This is a genomic window from Enterobacter chinensis, assembly GCF_034008295.1.
GTDB lineage: Bacteria > Pseudomonadota > Gammaproteobacteria > Enterobacterales > Enterobacteriaceae > Enterobacter > Enterobacter chinensis.
Map to the genome: position 1 here is coordinate 236,457 of NZ_JARDVI010000003.1, position 21,062 is coordinate 257,518.

The following is a 21,062-nucleotide window of genomic DNA, read 5'->3' on the forward strand; positions in this document are numbered from 1 at the left end:
AGAGAAAATGTTAATGGTGCTGGGTCTGTTTGTCTTTGAACGACGAACCTTACCGTATCAGTCAATGCAATTTTCAAAGGACTACCGCTGGGTGTCCAACGAGCGCATCGGAAAACCCAAAGCCTGGCAGTATCTTGGCGAAGGCGAGACTTCTCATTTGCTCACAGGGACGCTCTATCCGGAAATCACCGGCGGGCGACTCTCCCTGAAGGCGATCGAGCTGATGGCGAATGAAGGGCGGGCATGGCCGTTGATAGACGGTACCGGCATCATTCACGGCATGTTTGTCATTGAGAAAGTCACGCACACGCACACGGATTTTTACAGCGATGGTGCCGCCCGAAAAATCGAGTTTACCCTGTCGCTAAAACGCGTGGACGAATCGCTGATGACGATGTTTGGCGACCTGAGAACGCAGGCCTCAGAGCTGGTGGAAAGCGCACGTAATAGCATTGGAGGGCTGGTGGGATGATCGCTGAAATGAATATCCAGGCGGGTGGGAAAATCGCCCCGGATTTTATGCTTAAGCTTGACGATCGCGATATCACGCAAAATTTCAGCCATCGTCTTATCAGTTTGACCATGACCGACAAGCGCGGGCTGGAGGCCGATCAGCTGGATATTCAACTGGATGATTCCGACGGGCTATTAGACTTGCCTGCCCGGGGGGCGACGCTCTCCTTATGGCTGGGATGGGAGGGAACCCCGCTCGAGCAGAAAGGGAACTTTACGATCGATACCATTGAGTTTCGGGGCGCGCCGGACACGCTGACCATTCGGGGATGCAGCGCGGATTTTCGCGGAAAGCTAAACGTGCGGCGCGAACAGTCGTGGCATGACACGACGATCGGCGCGATCGTGAATACCATTGCTCAGCGTAACCGGCTGACCGCCAGCGTCGCGGCGGATCTTTCATCCATTGCTATTTCTCATATCGATCAGTCTCAGGAGACAGACGCGGCGTTTCTCACCCGCCTGGCAGAACGTAACGGTGCCTTTGTTTCAATCAAAGCCGGGAAGGTTATTTTTATGAAAGCGGGCCAGGCCGTGACGGCTGGCGGCACATCGATTCCCTTGATGGTGATTGAACGTGGGGATGGCGATAAGCACCTTTTTTCGGTCGCTGACCGTGAAAATTACTCCGGCGTGACGGCCAAATGGCTGCAAACGCGCGACCCCAAAAAACAAAATCCTCAATTGAGCATTTCTCGTTTGCCAGAGGGGCAGGCGACACAGGGACTGCCGCACCCGGATGCCGCTGCGCCGTTTGCGGGAGCCGGGGGCAAGGAACAGAAGCCGCAAGAGATGCTGGTGGGCTCTGCGGAGAACGTATTTGAGCTCACCACGGTGTATGCCTCTGAAGAGCAGGCGCTGAGGGCTGCGGAGTCGAAGTGGCGCGCGCTGCAGCGGGGTACCGTGAATTTTTCCATCCAGCTGGCGCTGGGACGCGCCGATCTGTTCCCCGAGACGCCGGTGCTGGTCAACGGCTTTAAACGCGTTATTGACGAGCAGGCCTGGATCATCAGCGAGGTGGTTCATACCCTCAGCGGGAGTGGATATACCACGAAGCTGAACCTTGAGCTTAACGTCGCTGAGGAAAAATTTTCTGTCGACAGTGAGTAATTCATTTGCCATTACGTTGTTTTTGAGTATTATTAATTCACAAATTGTGAATTAAACGGAGGGGGTACATGTTTCATTGTCCTAAGTGCAAGCATTCAGCGCATGCGCGTACCAGTCGCTATTTAAGTGAAAATACCAAAGAGCGCTATCACCAGTGCACCAATGTGGACTGCAGCTGTACGTTCGTGACGATGGAGTCCGTGGAGCGTCTGATTGCGATTCCTGGCGAGGCTGGCAAAGCCCGAACAGCTTCGCTACCAGCAGTTTAAAAACCAATAAAAAAGCCACTCAATTGAGTGGCTTAATCATATGATTTACAGCTAAATTTGGTGGCCCCTGCTGGACTTGAACCAGCGACCAAGCGATTATGAGTCGCCTGCTCTAACCACTGAGCTAAGGGGCCGTGGCGGTGAATTATAAAGTAACTCCCCGCAGCAATCCAGCCATTCACACCTGCCTGCTGTTTTTATAAACAACGCATAATCAATCCTTTATACTTCACTCACGATGTATCGATCGGGAGTAAAGATGATCAACGATATTCTGGCCCCTGGCCTGAGGGTTGTGTTCTGCGGAATTAACCCGGGCAAATCCTCGGCGCACACCGGTTTTCACTTCGCTCATCCGGGCAATCGCTTCTGGAAGGTGATCTACCAGGCCGGGTTTACAGACAAGCTACTCAAGCCCGAAGAGGAGCAGCACCTGCTGGATACGCGCTGCGGGATCACCATGCTGGTCGAGCGGCCTACGGTGCAGGCGAGCGAGGTCAACCTGCATGAGCTGCGCAGCGGCGGGCGAGAACTGGTCAAAAAGATAGAGGATTATCAGCCGGCGGCGCTGGCGATCCTCGGTAAGCAGGCCTACGAGCAGGCGTTCAGCCAGCGTGGGGCGCAGTGGGGCAAGCAGGCCATCACCATCGGCGTGACGCAGGTGTGGGTGCTGCCGAATCCGAGCGGGCTCAACAGGGCAACGCTGGATAAGCTGGTGGAGGCGTATCGGGAACTCGACGAGGCGCTGATAGTGCGGGGGCTTTAGGGGCCTCTGCAGCCTGATGCCCTGACCCTCAGCCCACAGGGAGAGGGAATAAACAAAAAAAAAGCTCCCGGTTGGGAGCTTTTTCACTGTCAGGACCGATTAATCGTCCAGGAAGCTACGCAGCACTTCAGAGCGGCTTGGATGACGCAGCTTACGCAGCGCCTTCGCTTCGATCTGACGGATACGTTCGCGGGTCACGTCGAACTGTTTACCCACTTCTTCCAGCGTGTGGTCGGTGTTCATATCAATACCGAAACGCATACGCAGTACTTTCGCTTCACGGGCGGTCAGGCCAGCCAGAACGTCGTGCGTGGCGGCACGCAGGCTCTCGGTGGTGGCAGAGTCCAGCGGCAGCTCGAGGGTGGTATCCTCGATGAAATCACCCAGATGCGAATCTTCATCATCACCGATTGGTGTTTCCATGGAGATTGGCTCTTTGGCGATCTTCAGCACTTTACGGATCTTGTCTTCCGGCATCAGCATACGCTCGGCCAGCTCTTCCGGCGTCGGCTCGCGGCCCATCTCCTGCAGCATTTGGCGGGAAATACGGTTGAGCTTGTTGATGGTCTCAATCATATGCACCGGAATACGGATGGTGCGCGCCTGATCCGCGATAGAGCGGGTGATAGCCTGACGGATCCACCAGGTTGCGTAGGTGGAGAACTTGTAGCCACGACGGTATTCAAACTTATCTACCGCTTTCATCAGACCGATGTTGCCTTCCTGAATCAGATCCAGGAACTGCAGACCACGGTTGGTGTATTTCTTGGCGATAGAGATAACCAGACGCAAGTTCGCTTCAACCATCTCTTTCTTCGCACGGCGGGCTTTCGCTTCACCGATGGACATACGACGGTTGATATCTTTAACCTGCTCGATGGTCAGGCCGGTCTCTTCTTCAATCTGATGCAGTTTCTGCAGGCCGCGATGCACATCGTCCTTCACGTCGTGCAGTTTTTCAGACCACGGCTTGTTCATCGCGATAGCCGCGTTGAACCAGGTTTCGCTGGTTTCGTTGCCGGTGAAGAGGGTGATGAAGTTCTTCTTCGGCATTTTGCACTGCTCAACGCACAGCTTCATGATGATGCGTTCCTGGGTACGTACGCGATCCATCATCACGCGCATGCTGTTTACCAGGTAGTCGAACTGTTTTGGCACCAGGCGGAACTGTTTGAACACTTCAGACAGTTTCAGGATCTCTTCCTGAGCGGCGGCATGGCTGCGGCCTTTCGCTTTGATGGTGTCACGCGTCACTTCGTACTGGGTACGCAGCTCGGCAAACTTCTCACGCGCCAGCTCCGGGTCGATGCTGTTGTCATCATCCGCGGTGTCGTCGTCACTCTCTTCCTCATCTTCGTCTTCGTCATCATCCATCTCTTCCTGAGACAGTTCAGAACCGACGTGAGTGGCGGTAGGCGCCATATCTTCTTCAGCGTTCGGGTCGACAAAACCGGTGATCAGGTCAGACAGGCGCGCTTCTTCCGCTTCAACGCGATCGTACTGCTCCAGCAGATAGGTGATCGCTTCCGGGTACTCGGCAACAGAGCACTGAACCTGGTTGATCCCGTCTTCGATGCGTTTTGCGATGTCAATTTCGCCTTCGCGGGTCAACAGTTCAACGGTACCCATTTCGCGCATGTACATGCGGACCGGGTCAGTAGTACGCCCGATTTCAGATTCCACGCTGGACAGTACCTGTGCAGCAGCTTCTTCCGCATCTTCGTCAGTGTTGTTGGAGGTTTCAGCCAGCAACAGATCATCGGCATCCGGTGCTTCTTCCATCACCTGAATGCCCATGTCATTGATCATTTGGATGATGTCTTCGATTTGATCTGAATCGACGATATCTTCCGGCAGATGGTCATTGACCTCGGCATAGGTCAGATAGCCTTGCTCCTTACCACGTTGGACAAGAAGTTTCAGCTGTGACTGCGGGTTTTGCTCCATAAGACGGTATCCACACTTAATTCGTTTGATTGGTGTCGGCGATGGGGCTACCAACATTTAAAGCGAGGGCGTACTTATATTTTTGCCGCTGCCTCTCAGTGCGGCTGCCGGGGGCTTCCCGATCGATATTCGGCACTTAAGCCGTTAAATACTGTTGTCTTTGACTTATTTCTTCGCCAGTTCCTGGTTAATCATCCAGAGCTCCCGGCGTTCTTCGCTGCTTAAACCGTGTGTGCGCTCGCGAGCAATCAACTCTTCCTGGCGCAGCTCAAGCATCGAATCAAACATATGGTTGAGTGAGTCGGTGAACGTTTTTTCTGCAATGTCCTTATCTGCTATATCGTCCCACATCGACAATTTTTCAAGGGTAGCGGCCTCTTTTGTGCCGCGATAATGCTCTAAAAGTTGTCCGGTGGTCAGACCTGGCTGAGACAAACAAGTGTTGACCAGTTCTGAAAATAAGCCAAGTCCGGGCAATTTTTCGTGGTTCAAACCCGCCAGCGACGGCACCTGAGGTGCAAGCTCGGGGTTTTGTACCAGCAACCCTATCAGTATACGCATGGTTGTGCGTTTTAGCTGAGGCGCGGCGCGAACCGTGCCGTTTTCAGCGTGTTTAGGCATTAAACGTTCAAGCTGGCTGTCATCCAGAATGCCGAGCTTGTTGCCTAATTCCTGACGCAGATAGATGCGTAGCGTTTCGCCGGGCACCTGGCTGATTAACGGCAGCGCCAGCGTACTGAGCTGCGCGCGCCCGTCAGGAGTACTCAAATCGACCTGCGGCATCAGGCTGTTAAACAAAAACGTGGAGAGCGGCTGTGCCTGCTCCATCCGCGCTTCAAACGCCGCTTTGCCCTCTTTACGCACCAGCGTATCCGGGTCTTCACCATCGGGCAGGAACATAAAGCGTAGCTGACGGCCGTCGGTCATATACGGCAGCGCGGTTTCCAGCGCGCGCCAGGCGGCGTCGCGTCCTGCGCGGTCACCGTCGTAACAGCAGATGACGTTGTTGGTCACCCTGAACAGTAGCTGAATATGATCGGCAGTAGTGGACGTACCTAACGACGCCACCGCGTAGTTGATGTCGTACTGCGCCAGCGCCACGACGTCCATATACCCTTCGACGACCAGCAGACGCGGAGGTTCCGCATTATCCTGCTGCGCCTCATAAAGACCGTACAGCTGGCGGCCCTTATGGAAAATATCGGTTTCCGGGGAGTTGAGGTACTTCGGCAGGGCATCACCCAGCACGCGACCACCAAAACCAATTACCCGGCCACGCTTGTCGCGGATTGGGAACATCACCCGTTCGCGGAAGCGGTCGTAGCTTCGTCCCTGGTCGTTGGTGACCAGCATGCCTGCATCGATAAGAGACTTACGATCTTCGCTATTGCCGCCAAAACGCTTTAACACGTTGTCCCAGCCGGGCGGGGCGTAACCAATAGCGAAACGCGCAATGACATCGTCGCTCAGTCCGCGCTTGTTCAGATACTGACGCGCAGGCTCAGCCGCAGAGTGCTTAAGAGACTGTTGGTAAAACGAATTCAGGCCATCCATCAGTTGATACAGCGTTTGCCGTTGATGGCGCTCGATCTGACTTGGCCCACTGCCTGCTTCATACGGCACTTCAAGGTTATGCATCGCCGCCAGCTCTTCGACGGTTTCAACGAACTCGAGCTTGTCGTAGTTCATCAAAAAATCGACGGCATTACCGTGTGCGCCACAGCCGAAGCAATGGTAGAACTGCTTTTCACCGTTTACGGTGAAGGAGGGGGTTTTTTCGTTATGGAACGGACAGCACGCATGGTAGTTCTTGCCCTGCTTTTTTAGCTTTACCCGCGCGTCGATGAGATCGACGATGTCGGTTCTGGCAAGCAGGTCATTGATGAAAACGCGTGGGATTCTTCCGGCCATATGCCCCAAAATTTTAAGCGACTTATAAACGAAAACAAGCCGCGCATTCCTTCCGGAAGCACGGCCTTACGACTATTACTCTGTCTGTCAATTGAGGGCTTTGGCCCTCAACCAATTAGTACAGACGAGTACGGCGTGCGTTTTCGCGAGCCAGTTTCTTCGCGTGACGTTTCACAGCGGAAGCTTTAGCGCGCTTACGTTCGGTCGTTGGTTTTTCATAAAACTCACGACGACGAACTTCAGCCAGAACACCTGCTTTCTCGCATGAACGTTTGAAGCGACGCAGTGCTACGTCGAACGGCTCGTTTTCACGTACTTTAATTACCGGCATGTAACTCTCACCTTTAATAAATTCGGTTTGCCGCTGGCATCAACGCCAGCTTATTTCAAAATGGTGCGGAATTTTACTGCAAATGCTGCTGCTTTGTAAAGCACCGATGCGATTTTGAAAGGGACTTTAATAAGGGTGAGGAGTATACACGAGCCTTCTTCCTGGGGCGAACAAAGTTTTACATCAACCCGCCCAGGCTCTACACTGCGCGGTATTGAAACGAGGTAAAACAAGTCATGCGTGTACTGGGTATTGAAACATCCTGCGATGAAACCGGCATCGCCATTTACGACGACGAAAAAGGCCTTCTGGCCAACCAGCTGTATAGTCAGGTGAAATTGCACGCTGACTACGGCGGCGTCGTACCTGAACTGGCCTCTCGTGACCACGTGCGTAAAACGGTTCCCCTGATTCAGGCGGCGCTGAAAGAGGCCGGGTTGAGTTCAAACGATATTGATGCCGTGGCCTACACCGCGGGTCCGGGCCTGGTCGGCGCGCTGCTGGTCGGCGCTACGGTTGGTCGTTCGCTGGCCTTCGCGTGGGATGTTCCGGCCATTCCGGTTCACCATATGGAAGGGCATCTTCTGGCGCCGATGCTGGAAGAGAATCCGCCTGAGTTTCCGTTTGTGGCGCTGCTGGTCTCCGGCGGTCATACGCAGCTGATTAGCGTAACGGGCATTGGCAAGTACGAGCTGCTGGGCGAGTCGATCGACGATGCCGCCGGTGAAGCGTTCGATAAAACCGCCAAGCTGCTGGGGCTGGATTACCCTGGTGGCCCGATGCTGTCCAAAATGGCGTCGCAGGGAACGGAAGGGCGCTTTGTCTTCCCGCGCCCGATGACCGACCGTCCGGGGCTGGATTTTAGTTTCTCCGGGCTGAAAACCTTCGCGGCCAATACTATCCGCAATAATGACGACAGCGAGCAGACCCGTGCTGATATCGCCCGTGCGTTCGAAGATGCGGTGGTGGATACGCTGATGATCAAGTGCAAGCGCGCGCTGGATCAGACCGGCTTTAAGCGTCTGGTGATGGCCGGTGGCGTCAGTGCCAACCGCACGCTGCGCGCGAAGCTTGCCGAGATGATGCAAAAGCGTCGCGGGGAAGTGTTCTATGCGCGTCCGGAATTCTGTACCGATAACGGGGCGATGATCGCCTACGCGGGTATGGTGCGCCTGAATGCGGGCGCAACGTCCGACCTGAGCGTGTCCGTGCGTCCGCGCTGGCCGCTGGCGGAACTGCCGGAGGCGTGAGTTTTTTTGCCCGGTGGCGCTGCGCTTACCGGGCCTACAACATCCACATGTGCCAACGTGCAATAACCCACACTACACCCGCAACATCCCTTTCTCTTCCAGAAACGCAATTATCGTCGCTAAACCGTCACCCGCCTTCAGGTTGGTAAACGTCCACGGACGCTCGCCGCGCATGCGGTTGGTATCCCGCTCCATCACCTCCAGCGAAGCACCCACATACGGCGCGAGATCGGTTTTGTTGATCACCAGAAAATCGGATTTGGTGATCCCCGGTCCGCCCTTACGGGGGATTTTTTCCCCTTCGGCCACGTCAATCACGTAAATGGTCAGATCCGCCAGCTCCGGGCTGAAGGTCGCGCTCAGGTTGTCGCCGCCGCTTTCAACGAAGATCAGATCCAGATTGCCGAACTTCTCGCTGAGCGCTTCCACTGCCGCGAGGTTCATCGAGGCATCTTCGCGGATGGCGGTATGCGGGCAGCCACCGGTCTCCACGCCGACGATGCGCTCCGGCTCCAGTGCGCCTGCTTCGGTGAGGATGCGCTGATCCTCTTTGGTGTAGATGTCATTCGTTACCACCGCCAGGTGATACGTGTCGCGCATTGCCTTGCAGAGCGCTTCCAGCAGTGCGGTTTTGCCCGAACCCACCGGGCCGCCCACGCCTACGCGCAGGGGATGTTTGTAATCAGCCATGTTGCATCCTCAGGAACGGAATAGTCGTGAATATTGTGTTTCGTGCCGCGCAGAGGCGATGGCGGACAGCGGCGTAGCAGCCCCCAGCGCGTCATCACTGCGCAAAAATGCTCGTTCAAAACCCGTGGCAAAATGGTCGCTCAGCGCGATAATCAGCTGCTGTGCGGCCTGTTGTCCAAACGGCACCAGCTTGACGCCCGCCATCACCGCGCTCTCAATCCAGCTGTAGCCCAGGCTCAGAGCCAGCTCGCGCACGCTAATGCCCCAGCGTGCGCCGAGCCACGCCATGCCACAGAGCTGGCTTTGCAGACACAGCGCTAACCACGCGGGCGAACAGTCAGGCTCCCAGCTTTTGATGAGACGCGTAAAGGCCGCTCCACGGTTGCGCTCCTCGTCGCGCAGCTCGCGCGTTTCCCGGCAGGCGAGCAGCCAGGACGTCCAGCGCGTGGCTGCCGGCAGATCGTCCTGCACGCAGGCCTGGCAGAGACGGTGAAACAGCGGCAGATCGACGCAGAAAAAGCTCTGTTCCATCTGCTGGATTTGCCAGCGCTTAAAGGCCTCGGCGTCAGTAACCCAGCCTGCTTCAACGGCCCATTCCAGCCCCTGCGACCAGGTAAACGACCCAACCGGCAGGCTGCTGCTCGAGAGCTGCATCAGGCGCAGCCACTGGCGGGAGCGTTCCATCAGCTCATCAACGCCAGAAGGGCAGAGACGATCAGCCCGCCGCCGAAGGTTTTACGCAGGCCGTCGTGACGGCGCAGCAGCAATCCTGCGGCGAAACTGGCGCACAGCACCGTGGCGCTGGCGAGCATAAACCCGCTGGTGAAGAGCCAGAAGCTATGGCCGGACATCTCCACGCCGTGCGCCCAGCCGTGGAACATCGCCAGCGCGGGCACTGCCAGCAGCAGACGGTTTTCGGTTTTAAACATCATCACGCCGCAGACCGCCAGCGAGGCGATAATCAGCATCTCCATGCCGCTAAAGCCGCCGAGCAGGCTGCCCGCAACGGCACCGACAAGCATCATCCCGAGGGTGGCAAACGGCAGCAGGAGTTTGCGACCGCTCAGCGCCGAGAGCACGCCTGCGCCCGCCAGCATCAGCAGGTGATCGAGCCCGGTCAGCGGATGGAGAAAACCGGCCTGAAAGCTGTCGGTGCCGTGGCCGGGGTGGGCGAGCGCGGGAACGGAAAAAGCCAGCAGTAACAGCGGTAAATACTTACGCATGATTGATCCTTAATGTGAATGAGCGTGAGAGTGGCTATGGCTGTGGGCATCGCTGGTGTAAGCGCCCGCTTCCGGTTCAAACGGCAGGCTGGCGTAGGCCACCTCCAGCCCGAGCTGGCGCAGCATGTCGTCGAGAACGTGATCGTGGTGATAGCGCAGCTCGCCGGGCATGATCTGCAACGGCACGTGGCGGTTGCCCAGGTGGTAGCAGGCGCGGGCGAGCAGGAACGGATCGGCGCAGCGCACCACGGAGACGGACTCCGGGGCGGCGATCACTTCGATCACCTCGCTGCCGTCGTCGGTGGTCAGCAGGTCGCCCCCGCGCAGCAGCAGGCCGCGCGGCAGCATCAGTCCGGCTTCGCGGCCATCGTTCAGCGATACGCGGGCGCGGCTTTTCACCCGCACGTCAATCGGCAGCGTGACGCTGGCGGTAATCGGGTGCGCATGGTCCAGGCGTTGGGTTAAATAGATCATCATCACTCCTCAAAACAGGAAATAGCGTTGCGCCATCGGCAGAACGTCAGCCGGTTCGCTGGTAATCAGTTCGCCGTCGACGCGCACCTCGTAGGTTTGCGAATCGACGGTAATATTCGGCTGCAGACCGTTGTGGATCATGTCCGCTTTTTTGACCGTCCGGCAGCCTTTCACCACCGCGGTAGCGCTCTGCAGGTTAAGTTGTTGCGGGATGCCGTTGGCACTGGCGGCCTGCGAGACAAACGTCAGCCGGGTGGCGTGGCGCGCGGCACCCAGTGCGCCAAACATCGGGCGATAATGCACCGGCTGCGGCGTGGGAATAGAGGCGTTGATATCGCCCATCGGCGCGCAGGCGATCATCCCGCCCTTGACGATGGTGGCGGGTTTGACGCCGAAGAACGCCGGGGACCAGACCACTAAATCCGCCAGCTTGCCCGTCTCGATGGAACCCACTTCATGGGCGATGCCGTGCGTCAGCGCCGGGTTAATGGTGTATTTGGCGACATAGCGCTTCACGCGGAAATTGTCGTTTTCGCCAGTCTCTTCCGGCAGGGCGCCGCGCTGGACCTTCATGCGGTGCGCCACCTGCCAGGTGCGGATAATCACTTCCCCTACGCGGCCCATTGCCTGAGAGTCTGACGAGGTGAGCGAGAACGCGCCGATATCGTGCAGCACGTCTTCGGCGGCGATGGTTTCCCGACGAATGCGCGATTCGGCAAAGGCGACATCTTCGGCGATATCCGGATCGAGGTGATGACACACCATCAGCATGTCGAGATGCTCGTCGATGGTATTCACCGTGTAGGGTAGCGTCGGGTTGGTAGAAGAGGGCAGAATATTCGGGTGCGCGCAGGCGGTAATAATATCCGGCGCATGGCCGCCGCCCGCCCCTTCGGTGTGAAAGGTGTGGATGGTGCGCCCGCCAATGGCGGCCAGCGTGTCTTCCACAAATCCGGACTCGTTCAGCGTGTCGCTGTGCAGCGCCACCTGAATATCCATCTCTTCAGCCACCTCCAGCGAGCAGTTGATTGCCGCAGGTGTCGCACCCCAGTCTTCGTGGATCTTCAGCCCGATGGCGCCGGCTGCGATTTGCTCGCGCAGGGCCTCCGGGTTTGAACCGTTGCCCTTGCCGAGCAGGCCGATATTGACCGGCAAGGTATCAGCAGCCTGCAGCATGCGGGCGATATACCACGGCCCCGGCGTGCAGGTGGTGGCGTTGGTGCCCGCCGCGGGCCCGGTACCGCCGCCGATCATGGTCGTGACGCCGGAGACCAGCGCCTCTTCCGCCTGCTGCGGGCAGATCCAGTGGATGTGGGTGTCGATCCCGCCGGCGGTGACGATCTTCCCTTCGGCGGCAATCACTTCCGTCGCGGCGCCAATTGGGATCGTTACGCCGGGCTGAATATCCGGGTTACCGGCTTTACCGACGGCAAAGATCCGCCCGTTCTTCACGCCGATATCGGCTTTCACGATCCCCCAGTGATCGACAATCAGCGCGTTGGTCAGCACCAGATCCACGCAGTCGTCTGCGGTCATCTGCCCCTGACCCATGCCGTCGCGGATCACTTTCCCGCCGCCGAACTTGACCTCTTCACCGTAGATAGTGAGATCGTCTTCCACTTCGATCCACAGCTCGCTGTCGGCCAGCCGCACCTTATCGCCGGTGGTAGGGCCGAACATATCGGCGTAAGCCTGGCGCGAAATCTCAGCCATTTTTCACCTCTCCCATTACCTCGCCGCGAAAACCGACTATGCGCTGCGCCCCTGTAACCTGTACCAGCGTCACTTCGCGCTTCTGGCCGGGTTCAAAACGTACGGCGGTGCCCGCCGGAATATGCAGCCGGTAGCCTTTGGTGGTTTCCCGGTCAAACTTCAGCGCCGGGTTGACCTCGTAAAAGTGGTAGTGCGATCCGACCTGGATCGGTCGGTCACCGTGGTTTTCGACGATAACACGCCGGGTTTCTCGCCCGACGTTGAGGGCGATATTGCCGGGTTTGATCTGGTATTCGCCTGGGATCATCACGCGCTCCTTAGACGATCGGGTTGTGGACGGTGACGAGCTTGGATCCGTCCGGGAAGGTCGCTTCGACCTGAATATCCGGGATCATCTCCGGCACGCCCTCCATCACCTGGTCGCGCGTCAGAACGTGGCGGCCCGCTTCCATCAGTGAGGCGACGGTTTCGCCATCGCGCGCGCCTTCCATAATGAAAGCGCTGATCAGCGCGACCGATTCCGGGTAATTGAGCTTTACCCCGCGCGCAAGGCGGCGTTCGGCAACCAGCGCGGCGGTGAACAGCAACAGCTTGTCTTTTTCTCTGGGGGTCAGTTCCATAACGTTTCTCTTATGTCTGCCAGATACGCGGCGAACAGGCGGTTTTTGTGGTGAGAAGCGGGCGAAGCGACTGCCAGATGTCGCGCATCACCCGCTGACAAATCAGGTTATCGTGGGAGAGAAAACGCACCGACAGCAGATCGTCAGTGAGCGTTGCGCCGGCAAAGGTACCCAGCGGGGCGAGCCGCTCGCGCACCGTGTCGAGGTGCGCTTCCCCGGCCGGATAGAACAGCAGCGTGCCGAGCCACGGATGCCCGGCAACAGGCGTGAGATCGCCGTCGCTGAGATGCTGGCGCTCAATCAGGCGCGGCGCGTCGTCGACCCAGACCTCAAGACGGCTCTCCAGCGTGCCGTGGCTGAAGGTCTCATCGATCACCGGGCGCCCCAGGCAGTACAGCTCCCACGCCAGCAGCGTGCTGGACGCCTTCAGGTGGAAGATGGAACGCAGCGCGGCATTCGCGCCGGGAAAGACAATGGTGTCCTGCGGCAGCCACTCGAGCGTGGAGCCATCATCGAGATAAAAGTGCTGATTAAGGCGTGCCAGCGGGCCGCTGCTGCGATAGAACTTGCTGGCGCCGGGCATGGTGATGAGCGCGTGGCTGTTGGCGTCCAGCCGGACAGAAATATCCAGCGTATCGCCGCCCACAACGCCACCAGGTGGGTGCAGCAGATAGAGATGGCAGGTTTCACCTTCTGGATAAAACGGACGCTGAACGGTAAGCGGCCCGAGGTGATGAGCAGAGTGCAGGAGGGTTTTCTCAGGGGTATGACAAAACTGCAGGGCAAGCGACGCCTGCCAGCCTTTATACGTATTATCAGTGACCTGAGCTGCTAACATGCTGCATCCATCTGCTCATCATCGGGGTCGTTTCAGTATGCCCTGGCAGAATTGAAGGCTGTCATATGAGTCGCTTATGGATGGCGGTTAAGACGAAACAAAAAAGCACGCCCCGGGGGGGCGTGCTGTCTGACAAGCATCGCGATGCTGTTATTTCAGGTGCTCATGCAGCGCTGCGCCAGCCTGCTCCAGAGCAACCTTGACCGTAGGCTCTTCGCTCAGTGGATTGAGCAGGCCGTAATCGTGGATCATGCCGTTATAGCGCGTGACGGTCACCGGAACGCCAGCCGCATCCAGTTTACGCCCGAATGCCTCACCTTCATCCCGCAGAACGTCCAGCTCTGCTGTCTGAATCAGCGTCTCCGGGAAGCCTTTCAACTGCGCGGCGCTGGCGCGAAGCGGAGAGGCAAGGATATTGTTGCGATCGGCTGCGTTGGTGGTGTAGTTATCCCAGAACCATTTCATCATGTTTTTCGACAAGAAATAGCCGTTCTCGAACTGGTTATACGAGGCAGTATCAAAATTTGCATCGGTAACAGGCCAGAGCATGACGTTGTAGCGAATTTTTGGCCCATTGAACTGTTTTGCCTGCAGCGCCACGGAAGCCACCATATTGCCGCCCACGCTGTTACCGACCAGACCCAGACGGCTACCGTCCACGCCAATTTCCTGACCGTGCCCGGCTACCCATTTTGTCGCTTCATAGGCCTGATTAATGGCTACCGGGAAATGGGCCTCAGGTGACGGCGTGTAATCAACGTAAACCGCTGCGGCACCCGACGCGCGAACGAGGTCGCGGATCAAGCGCTCATGGGTTGGGAAATCACCCAGCACCCAGCCGCCGCCGTGGAAGAACATAAATGCCGGGAGCGTGCCGGTTGCGTTTTCAGGTTTCACTATTTTCAGTTTGATCGCCTGACCATTTACCTGGATCGTTTTTTCTGAAACCTGAGCGGGGGGTAGTTTTGCGCCTTGCTGCGCGCCGATCAGTACCTGGCGGGCCTCCTGCGGAGTCATCTGTTCCATTGGCTTACCCTTGCCTGAATTGAGAACATTAAGAAATGCCTGTACGCCTGCGGTCGGGGTAGGGGTATTGGTGGTGTGAGCGGACGCTGCGGCTGACGCGAATACGGAAGAAACCAGGATGGCGGTTAATGTTTTCATGGTAGTACCTCTTTAAGCGAGTGTTAAACGGTGACGTTATTTAAGTAGCGCACTATTAAGTTGTTGGTGTAATACTTGCGCGCAAGATACTTTTAGTCAAACTTTATTTATAATTTTTTTATAAAACTGACTTAGGGTTGATAGAGAAATGAAAGAAAACAAGACATTAGATGATTTACTTTGCTTCTCACTGTACTCGGTCACCAACGCGTTCGTTCGGCAATATCGTCCCTTATTGCAGGAACTGGATCTGACCTATCCGCAATTTGTTGTTTTGATGGCGCTTTATGAGAAAGACAACATTCCACTTCGCGATCTCAGCGATAAGACATTTTTTGATTCGGGCACATTGACCCCGCTGGTACAAAAACTTGAGGCAAAGGGGTTTCTCAACCGTATCGCGGTTGTGGGTGACGAAAGAATGAAAAATGTTGTTCTGACGGAGAAGGCTAACGCACTGAAAAAGCAGGTGATGGCGCTGCCGGACCAGATTCGCTGCAGCATGCGGATGAATGATGAAGAGCTTGAGATGCTGAAAAAACTTTCCCGAACGCTGCTGGATGATTTGTAAGAACCCTTCGGTGGGGTTAACCCACCGAAGCGAGGTCATTAGCGGTAATCCTCCGCATCCACGTCATACCCGGACGGCTCCCAGCGGATCGCCAGCAGCGAGGCCAGGCCGATAAACGGCGCCAGCGCAATCACCCAGAACACGGCGGTATCCAGCGAGGCGACCAGCAGCGGGAACAGGAATAGCGACAGCGTCGAGCTGCTACGCATCAGCGTCTGGTTGAGGCCCACGCCGACGCCGCGCAGCGAGGTCGGGTAGCTCAGCGAGGCAAACGTCATGGTATGCGCGCCCGGCCCAAAGCCCTGGCCGAACAGGAATAACGCCAGCATCCCGACGGCAACCACACCTTCCTCTGCACCTTCAGGCCGTCCCACCAGCGCCAGCCCGAGCAGCGCAACCAGCTGGCAGGCATAGCCCGCAAGCGACATCCGCCAGGCACCGAAGCGAGGCACGTAGCGTACCGCCAGCAGCCCGCCGACGAAGGCAAACAGCAGGTTAAGTACCAGAGAAATCAGAATGGTGGTGAGCATCGACTGGACAAAGAAGCTGGAGATGATCACCGGCAGACCAAACGCTACGGCGTTATAGGCGAAGGAAGAGACGACAGACAGCAGCGTGGCGAGCGTCGTGCGGCGTAAATAGATTCCGCGGAACAGGTTCAGGTAGTTTGACCATTTTGCCTTGTTGACCACGGGCGCTGGCTGGCTGAGCGCGTCCTGCGGCACGTGGGCATTGATGTTATAGGACTGGCGCAGGATCGAGGCTGCTTCTTTCAGATTGCCCTGATTCGCCGCCCAGACCGGCGATTCGCTCATATAGCGGCTGCGGATGGCGATAATCACCAGCGCCGGCACCGCGCCAAAGCCCAGAATCAAACGCCACAGCCAGTCGCTGTGGCTTTCCGGCAGTACGGCGTAGAAGAAGAGCACCAGCAGGTAGGAGATGCTGATGGCGGCATACCAGGTAGGGCACCACATTGCGACGCTGGAGGCCTTATTCCCCGGGCCTTTGAGTTTGGCAAACTCGCTCAGAAACGCCATCGCCACGGGAAGGTCGATCCCCACGCCGAGACCCATCACAAAGCGGGCGCCCGCCAGCGCGTATTCGTTGGGCGCCAGCGCACAGGCGATGGCGGCCACCACGAAGAAGAGCATGTCGGCCATAAAGACCCGGTAGCGGCCAATCTTGTCCGTAAGATATCCGCCGAGCAGCGCCCCGACAATAGCCCCGAAGGTAATGGCCGAGGCCACCATGCCGGTGCCTGCTGGCGTGAGGTTAAATTCGCGGGTAATGTCTTTTATGCCGAAGGCCAGCGCGCCGAGGTCGTAGGCATCGAGGAAAATACCGCCCAGCGCGATACCGATGACGATACGCGCATTCGCCCGTCCCTGAGAACCATGATTGACCAGCCGCGAGACGTCAGCGGCGCTGCGTACCCACTGGACGTCGCCATCCGCTGAATGTTGTGGTGTTGAAAGGGGAGTGGTGTCTGTAATGTCTGCCATTTTCTTCTAATGTGGTTGTGTTGTGTCTCTAACAGTTACCACAGGCAGAAGGTGGCCAAAATCACATTTGGCTATAAGGCATAACTAACCTTTCGGAGCGTCTTTTTTCTTCCTCTTGAGCTTCGTCCAGATTTTGGTCTCCTGACGACGCCACAGGCGCTGAATATTATCGTGATGGCGCAGCAGGATAAGGCAGGAGAGCATCGATACCGGGAAGGTAAACTGAGGTTTAAACCACCAGACGTAGAACGGGGCGATCAGCGCGCTGACAATGGCGCCGAGCGACGAATAGCCGCTCAGAAGAATGGTCAGCAGCCAGGTGCCGGCCATAACGCCGGTTAAGTCCCAGCCGATAGGTGCAATGGCGCCAAAAGCGGTAGCCACGCCTTTGCCACCTTTGAAGCCGAAGAATACGGGCCAGATGTGACCGACGCAGGCAGCAATAGCAATGAGCCCCAGCCAGAACGGCGTGACGCCCAGCGCATACGCGCCCCAGACGGGTAGCATTCCTTTCAGAACATCAAAAATCAAAACCGCTACGGCTGCTCCCTTGCCGCCAATTCGTAGTACGTTGGTCGCCCCCGGATTCCCGGAACCACTTTCACGCGGGTCAGGTAACCCGGCGATGCGGCAGACCAGAATGGCGCTGGAGATTGAGCCGCAAAGATAGGCGAGGATGATCATTCCAGGCGCGATTGCACTCATAACGCTGTTCCGTTTTGAAAATGTATCTGTATTCTCAGCATCTGTGGATAATACGCATAATTCGCCGGAAGTGGTATCCGGTTTAGCCAAAAAGCAGGCAGGTCGTGATGGATATTGTATTTATAGAGCAACTTTCGGTAATCACCACAATTGGTGTTTACGACTGGGAACAGACCATCGAGCAGAAGCTGGTGTTCGATATCGAAATGGGCTGGGATAACCGCAAATCGGCAAAAAGCGATGACGTGAATGACTGTCTGAGCTATGCCGACATCAGTGAAACGGTCATCGCCCACGTTGAAGGGCAACGTTTTGCGCTCGTCGAACGGGTGGCTGAAGAAGTCGCAGAATTACTGCTGAATAAATTCAACTCACCGTGGGTGCGCATCAAGCTGAGCAAGCCGGGCGCGGTGGCGCGTGCCGCCAATGTGGGCGTTATCATCGAGCGTGGCACAAATCTGAAAGGAAAGATTTAACGTCATAATAGCTAAACCATTGTAGGTTATACCGGTCTTAAGGCTGTATCTTTCTCGGTTGTCTGTAGGGACACCGTTTTTTATATCTTTTTAGGGGTTTATAGATGAGCGATATGCACTCGCTGCTGGTGGCGGCAATACTGGGTGTGGTCGAAGGATTGACGGAATTTTTACCGGTTTCCAGTACGGGCCATATGATTATCGTTGGCCATCTGCTGGGCTTTGAAGGTGATACCGCTAAAACGTTTGAAGTGGTGATTCAGCTGGGGTCTATTCTGGCGGTAGTCGTGATGTTCTGGCGTCGCCTGTTTGGTCTGATCGGCATCCATTTTGGTCGTCCGCCTCAGCACGAAGGGGCCGGTAAAGGGCGTTTGTCACTGATCCATATTCTGCTCGGGATGGTTCCTGCAGTGGTGCTGGGTCTGGTGTTCCACGACGCCATTAAATCTCTGTTTAACCCGATTAACGTGATGTACGCGCTGGTGGTGGGGGGCTTCCTGCTGATCGCCGCAGAAGTGCTGAAGCCAAAAACGCCGCGCGCGGAAGGTCTGGACGATATGACGTATCGTCAGGCATTTATCATTGGCTGCTTCCAGTGTCTGGCGCTGTGGCCGGGCTTCTCGCGTTCAGGCGCAACCATCTCCGGCGGGATGCTGATGGGCGTAAGCCGTTACGCCGCATCCGAGTTTTCGTTCCTGCTGGCGGTGCCGATGATGATGGGGGCCACCGTACTCGACGTCTATAAGAGCTATCACTTCCTGACGGCTGGCGATATTCCAATGTTCGCCGTTGGCTTCATCACCGCGTTTATCGTGGCGCTGATTGCCATCAAAACCTTCCTGCAGTTGATTAAGCGTATTTCGTTTATTCCGTTCGCGATCTATCGCTTTATCGTGGCGGCTGCGGTGTACGTGGTCTTCTTCTGACCGATTGCCCTCAGTCTTTTGGCTGAGGGCAGTGCCGTTCCTTCCAGTCCGATACCGCCTGAATTCGCCGTTTCGTGAGCTCTTCCCGAATCTCAGGTCCTTTGAATCCCGCATCAACAACGTCTTTCGTCGGCACCGCTTTCGCCACGTCCCAGGCTTTACGCAGTAAACGTCCCTGCGGGTAATCGCACGCTTCAAACCCGGTACGACCGCGCACGTCTGCTTCGCTGGTGAGCGCAATTTGCTCCACGCGCTGGGGTTTGCGCCAGGCGTCGATGTTATCGAACAGCTTGACGATGGTGGCCGGCTTCAGGATAGGGAAGGTGTGGATCAGGTCGTGGAACTCGGCGACCAGTTTCGCCAGATCGCGGATCTCGTTCGGGACGCGCAGACGCTGGCACAGCCCTTCGACCAGCTTCACCCCAGCCGGGCCGTGCCCGTGGTGGCGAGGCCAGAATTCTTTTGGCGTTAAGCCTTTGCCGAGATCGTGGCACAGGGTGGAAAAACGCACGTCCACGTCGGGGCTGAGCATGGCCGCCATACTGAGCGTCATCAGCGTGTGCACGCCGGTATCAATTTCCGGATGCCATTTCGCCGGAGCAGGAACGCCAAACAGCGCGTCTATTTCCGGGAACAGCACCTTCAGTGCGCCGCAGTCGCGCAGGACCTGGAAAAAGACCTGCGGGTTACGCGTGGTGAGGGCATTTTCCGTCTCTTTCCAGACGCGTTCTGGCGTCAGGTGTGCAAGCTCGCCCGCCTCGGTCATGGCGGTCATCAGCGCCATCGTCTCATCGGCAATACGGAAGCTGAGATGGGCATAACGCGCGGCAAAGCGCGCCACGCGCAGTACGCGGAGCGGATCTTCAGAAAACGCCGGGGAGACGTGACGTAAAAGACGGTTGCGTAGATCGTCCTGGCCGCCATAAGAGTCAACGATCTGGCCGTTCTCGTCCTGCGCCAGCGCGTTGATGGTGAGATCGCGGCGCAGGAGATCTTGCTCTAGCGTGACATCCGGCGCGGCATAGCAGGTGAAGCCGGTATAGCCCGAACCTGATTTCCGCTCGGTACGCGCCAGGGCATACTCTTCGCGGCTTTGCGGGTGCAAAAACACGGGGAAATCGCGGCCTACCTGCTGGTAGCCCGCGTCGAGCATCTCTTCAGGGGTGGCACCAACCACCACCCAGTCTTTATCTTTGACCGGCAGACCTAACAACGCATCACGTACCGCACCACCGACCAGATAACTCTTCACGCCTACACTCCCGTTTTCTCTTTTGGCAAGATAATACGTAAGTCTGGCAGAGAAGACGAATTAGTTCATCCAGCGGTCTTTACGCTTACGGCTTGGGATCAAATGCGGCAGAACCAGACCCAGTACCAGACCGACGCCCAGCACGCCGCCGCCATACATAAACCACTGCATGATGATGGTGCGCTGTTTGTCATCAAGCTGCAGATTGGCGGCATTCACTTTCTTCTGCGCGACAATCAGCTCGTTTTTCAGTTTCTGGTTCTCTTCTTTCAGACCGTTAATCACACCGTCGCTTTGCGCGACTTTCTGCTGCATTTCAGCGGTGCGCTGGTTCCAGGTTCCGTCGATGTTGTTCAGCTTGTCGGTCAGGGTTTTCACCTGGTTTTCCAGGTCCGGGACGCGGGTGCGCAGGCTAGGCACGGTGCTTAGCTCTTTCAGCGGGATCCAGGAGGTACGACCGGTACTGTCGCGCACCTGGCCGTAGTTGGTGTCCGCGTTGGTCTGCACCAGCGTCACTTCCTCGCCGGCATTCACCGTGCCCACGAGGCGATAATTATCTCCAGGGCCACTGCGTACCCAGGTGTTCAGTTCGTCAGAAACGTAACGCTTCTCTTCAGCGTGCACTGCGGTTGCGGCGCTAAAAGCGAGTAAAGTAAGTCCAATCAGGCGTAATTTAAGCATCATTAGTCGTTATTTTCATAAATAGTGGAACGATAGTAGTGGCAACAGTGTCTCTACGCAAAGCATTCGTCAGCAATCAGAATCATCTGTGTCACGACTCTATACATTTACGCCCGTCAAATTGCTC

At 56.8% G+C, this 21,062-nt stretch carries 24 protein-coding genes and 1 tRNA gene; 8 read left to right on the top strand and 17 right to left on the bottom strand.

What is annotated here, in order from left to right:
- Positions 1-7: 7 nt before the first annotated feature.
- From PYW49_RS10420 to PYW49_RS10430, 3 genes are all read left to right on the top strand, one after another.
- The gene (locus tag PYW49_RS10420; RefSeq protein ID WP_134348681.1) at positions 8-472 is read left to right on the top strand and encodes a phage tail protein; all 465 of its coding nucleotides are present in this window, start codon (positions 8-10) and stop codon (positions 470-472) included.
- Positions 469-1,623, top strand: a complete 1,155-nt coding sequence (locus tag PYW49_RS10425) for a phage late control D family protein (protein WP_320386383.1) — start codon at positions 469-471, stop codon at positions 1,621-1,623. The genes PYW49_RS10420 and PYW49_RS10425 overlap by 4 nt, the downstream gene beginning before the upstream one ends.
- A 68-nt stretch (positions 1,624-1,691) precedes the next feature.
- Positions 1,692-1,892: an ogr/Delta-like zinc finger family protein gene (locus tag PYW49_RS10430; RefSeq protein ID WP_320386384.1), complete on the top strand. Its 201-nt coding sequence runs from the start codon at positions 1,692-1,694 to the stop codon at positions 1,890-1,892.
- A gap of 58 nt (positions 1,893-1,950) precedes the next feature.
- Here PYW49_RS10430 and PYW49_RS10435 read toward each other — a convergent pair.
- Positions 1,951-2,026: transfer RNA gene (locus PYW49_RS10435), tRNA-Ile, on the bottom strand.
- 125 nt (positions 2,027-2,151) lie between these two features.
- Here PYW49_RS10435 and mug point away from each other — a divergent pair.
- Positions 2,152-2,658, top strand: coding sequence for a G/U mismatch-specific DNA glycosylase (gene mug, locus PYW49_RS10440; protein WP_320386598.1), 507 nt, complete (start codon positions 2,152-2,154; stop codon positions 2,656-2,658).
- Between the two features lie 99 nt (positions 2,659-2,757).
- Here the strand turns inward: mug and rpoD are convergent, their stop codons facing one another.
- The 3 genes from rpoD to rpsU form a co-directional block, all read right to left on the bottom strand.
- Positions 2,758-4,605 carry an RNA polymerase sigma factor RpoD gene (gene rpoD / locus PYW49_RS10445; protein ID WP_023309228.1) on the bottom strand — a complete coding sequence of 616 codons (1,848 nt, stop codon included), beginning with the start codon at positions 4,603-4,605 and terminating at the stop codon, positions 2,758-2,760.
- A gap of 165 nt (positions 4,606-4,770) precedes the next feature.
- Positions 4,771-6,516: a DNA primase gene (gene dnaG / locus PYW49_RS10450; RefSeq protein WP_134348700.1), complete on the bottom strand. Its 1,746-nt coding sequence runs from the start codon at positions 6,514-6,516 to the stop codon at positions 4,771-4,773.
- A gap of 115 nt (positions 6,517-6,631) precedes the next feature.
- Positions 6,632-6,847: a 30S ribosomal protein S21 gene (gene rpsU, locus PYW49_RS10455; protein ID WP_001144069.1), complete on the bottom strand. Its 216-nt coding sequence runs from the start codon at positions 6,845-6,847 to the stop codon at positions 6,632-6,634.
- Between the two features lie 236 nt (positions 6,848-7,083).
- Between rpsU and tsaD the strand changes: the two genes are divergently transcribed.
- Complete coding sequence (tsaD, locus tag PYW49_RS10460; protein ID WP_029741753.1) at positions 7,084-8,097, top strand: tRNA (adenosine(37)-N6)-threonylcarbamoyltransferase complex transferase subunit TsaD; 1,014 nt, start codon at positions 7,084-7,086, stop codon at positions 8,095-8,097.
- A 72-nt stretch (positions 8,098-8,169) separates the two neighbouring features.
- Here tsaD and ureG read toward each other — a convergent pair whose 3' ends face one another.
- From ureG to PYW49_RS10505, 9 genes are all read right to left on the bottom strand, one after another.
- Complete coding sequence (gene ureG, locus PYW49_RS10465; RefSeq protein ID WP_014071813.1) at positions 8,170-8,787, bottom strand: urease accessory protein UreG; 618 nt, start codon at positions 8,785-8,787, stop codon at positions 8,170-8,172.
- A 9-nt stretch (positions 8,788-8,796) separates the two neighbouring features.
- Positions 8,797-9,471: an urease accessory protein UreF gene (locus PYW49_RS10470; protein WP_320386385.1), complete on the bottom strand. Its 675-nt coding sequence runs from the start codon at positions 9,469-9,471 to the stop codon at positions 8,797-8,799.
- A complete protein-coding gene (locus tag PYW49_RS10475; protein WP_320386386.1) occupies positions 9,471-10,010 on the bottom strand; it encodes a HupE/UreJ family protein in 540 nt (179 codons plus the stop codon). The genes PYW49_RS10470 and PYW49_RS10475 overlap by 1 nt, the downstream gene beginning before the upstream one ends.
- Before the next feature lie 9 nt (positions 10,011-10,019).
- Positions 10,020-10,484 (bottom strand): urease accessory protein UreE, encoded by a 465-nt coding sequence (gene ureE, locus PYW49_RS10480; protein ID WP_320386599.1) that lies wholly within the window; start codon positions 10,482-10,484, stop codon positions 10,020-10,022.
- Between the two features lie 9 nt (positions 10,485-10,493).
- The gene (gene ureC / locus PYW49_RS10485; protein ID WP_320386387.1) at positions 10,494-12,197 is read right to left on the bottom strand and encodes an urease subunit alpha; all 1,704 of its coding nucleotides are present in this window, start codon (positions 12,195-12,197) and stop codon (positions 10,494-10,496) included.
- Positions 12,190-12,504, bottom strand: a complete 315-nt coding sequence (locus tag PYW49_RS10490) for an urease subunit beta (protein ID WP_320386388.1) — start codon at positions 12,502-12,504, stop codon at positions 12,190-12,192. The genes ureC and PYW49_RS10490 overlap by 8 nt, the downstream gene beginning before the upstream one ends.
- A 10-nt stretch (positions 12,505-12,514) precedes the next feature.
- Complete coding sequence (locus PYW49_RS10495) at positions 12,515-12,817, bottom strand: urease subunit gamma (protein ID WP_003862556.1); 303 nt, start codon at positions 12,815-12,817, stop codon at positions 12,515-12,517.
- A 10-nt stretch (positions 12,818-12,827) separates the two neighbouring features.
- Entirely contained in the window at positions 12,828-13,655 is an 828-nt protein-coding gene (locus PYW49_RS10500) for an urease accessory protein UreD (RefSeq protein WP_320386389.1), read from the bottom strand.
- 150 nt (positions 13,656-13,805) lie between these two features.
- Positions 13,806-14,819: an alpha/beta hydrolase gene (locus PYW49_RS10505; protein ID WP_059310575.1), complete on the bottom strand. Its 1,014-nt coding sequence runs from the start codon at positions 14,817-14,819 to the stop codon at positions 13,806-13,808.
- Between the two features lie 148 nt (positions 14,820-14,967).
- Between PYW49_RS10505 and PYW49_RS10510 the strand changes: the two genes are divergently transcribed.
- Complete coding sequence (locus PYW49_RS10510; protein WP_320386390.1) at positions 14,968-15,390, top strand: MarR family winged helix-turn-helix transcriptional regulator; 423 nt, start codon at positions 14,968-14,970, stop codon at positions 15,388-15,390.
- 38 nt (positions 15,391-15,428) lie between these two features.
- Here the strand turns inward: PYW49_RS10510 and PYW49_RS10515 are convergent, their stop codons facing one another.
- Both PYW49_RS10515 and plsY read right to left on the bottom strand, forming a co-directional pair.
- Entirely contained in the window at positions 15,429-16,895 is a 1,467-nt protein-coding gene (locus PYW49_RS10515; protein WP_320386391.1) for an MFS transporter, read from the bottom strand.
- An 84-nt stretch (positions 16,896-16,979) separates the two neighbouring features.
- Entirely contained in the window at positions 16,980-17,600 is a 621-nt protein-coding gene (gene plsY, locus PYW49_RS10520; RefSeq protein WP_134348711.1) for a glycerol-3-phosphate 1-O-acyltransferase PlsY, read from the bottom strand.
- A gap of 107 nt (positions 17,601-17,707) precedes the next feature.
- On the opposite strand from plsY, the gene folB reads away from it, so the two are divergent.
- Both folB and bacA read left to right on the top strand, forming a co-directional pair.
- Positions 17,708-18,076, top strand: coding sequence for a bifunctional dihydroneopterin aldolase/7,8-dihydroneopterin epimerase (folB, locus tag PYW49_RS10525; protein ID WP_134348712.1), 369 nt, complete (start codon positions 17,708-17,710; stop codon positions 18,074-18,076).
- 104 nt (positions 18,077-18,180) lie between these two features.
- Positions 18,181-19,002 carry an undecaprenyl-diphosphate phosphatase gene (bacA, locus tag PYW49_RS10530; protein ID WP_134348713.1) on the top strand — a complete coding sequence of 274 codons (822 nt, stop codon included), beginning with the start codon at positions 18,181-18,183 and terminating at the stop codon, positions 19,000-19,002.
- Between the two features lie 10 nt (positions 19,003-19,012).
- Here the strand turns inward: bacA and PYW49_RS10535 are convergent, their stop codons facing one another.
- Both PYW49_RS10535 and PYW49_RS10540 read right to left on the bottom strand, forming a co-directional pair.
- Positions 19,013-20,254, bottom strand: coding sequence for a multifunctional CCA addition/repair protein (locus tag PYW49_RS10535; RefSeq protein WP_320386392.1), 1,242 nt, complete (start codon positions 20,252-20,254; stop codon positions 19,013-19,015).
- Between the two features lie 60 nt (positions 20,255-20,314).
- Positions 20,315-20,935 carry a TIGR04211 family SH3 domain-containing protein gene (locus PYW49_RS10540; RefSeq protein ID WP_134348914.1) on the bottom strand — a complete coding sequence of 207 codons (621 nt, stop codon included), beginning with the start codon at positions 20,933-20,935 and terminating at the stop codon, positions 20,315-20,317.
- Positions 20,936-21,062 lie beyond the last annotated feature (127 nt).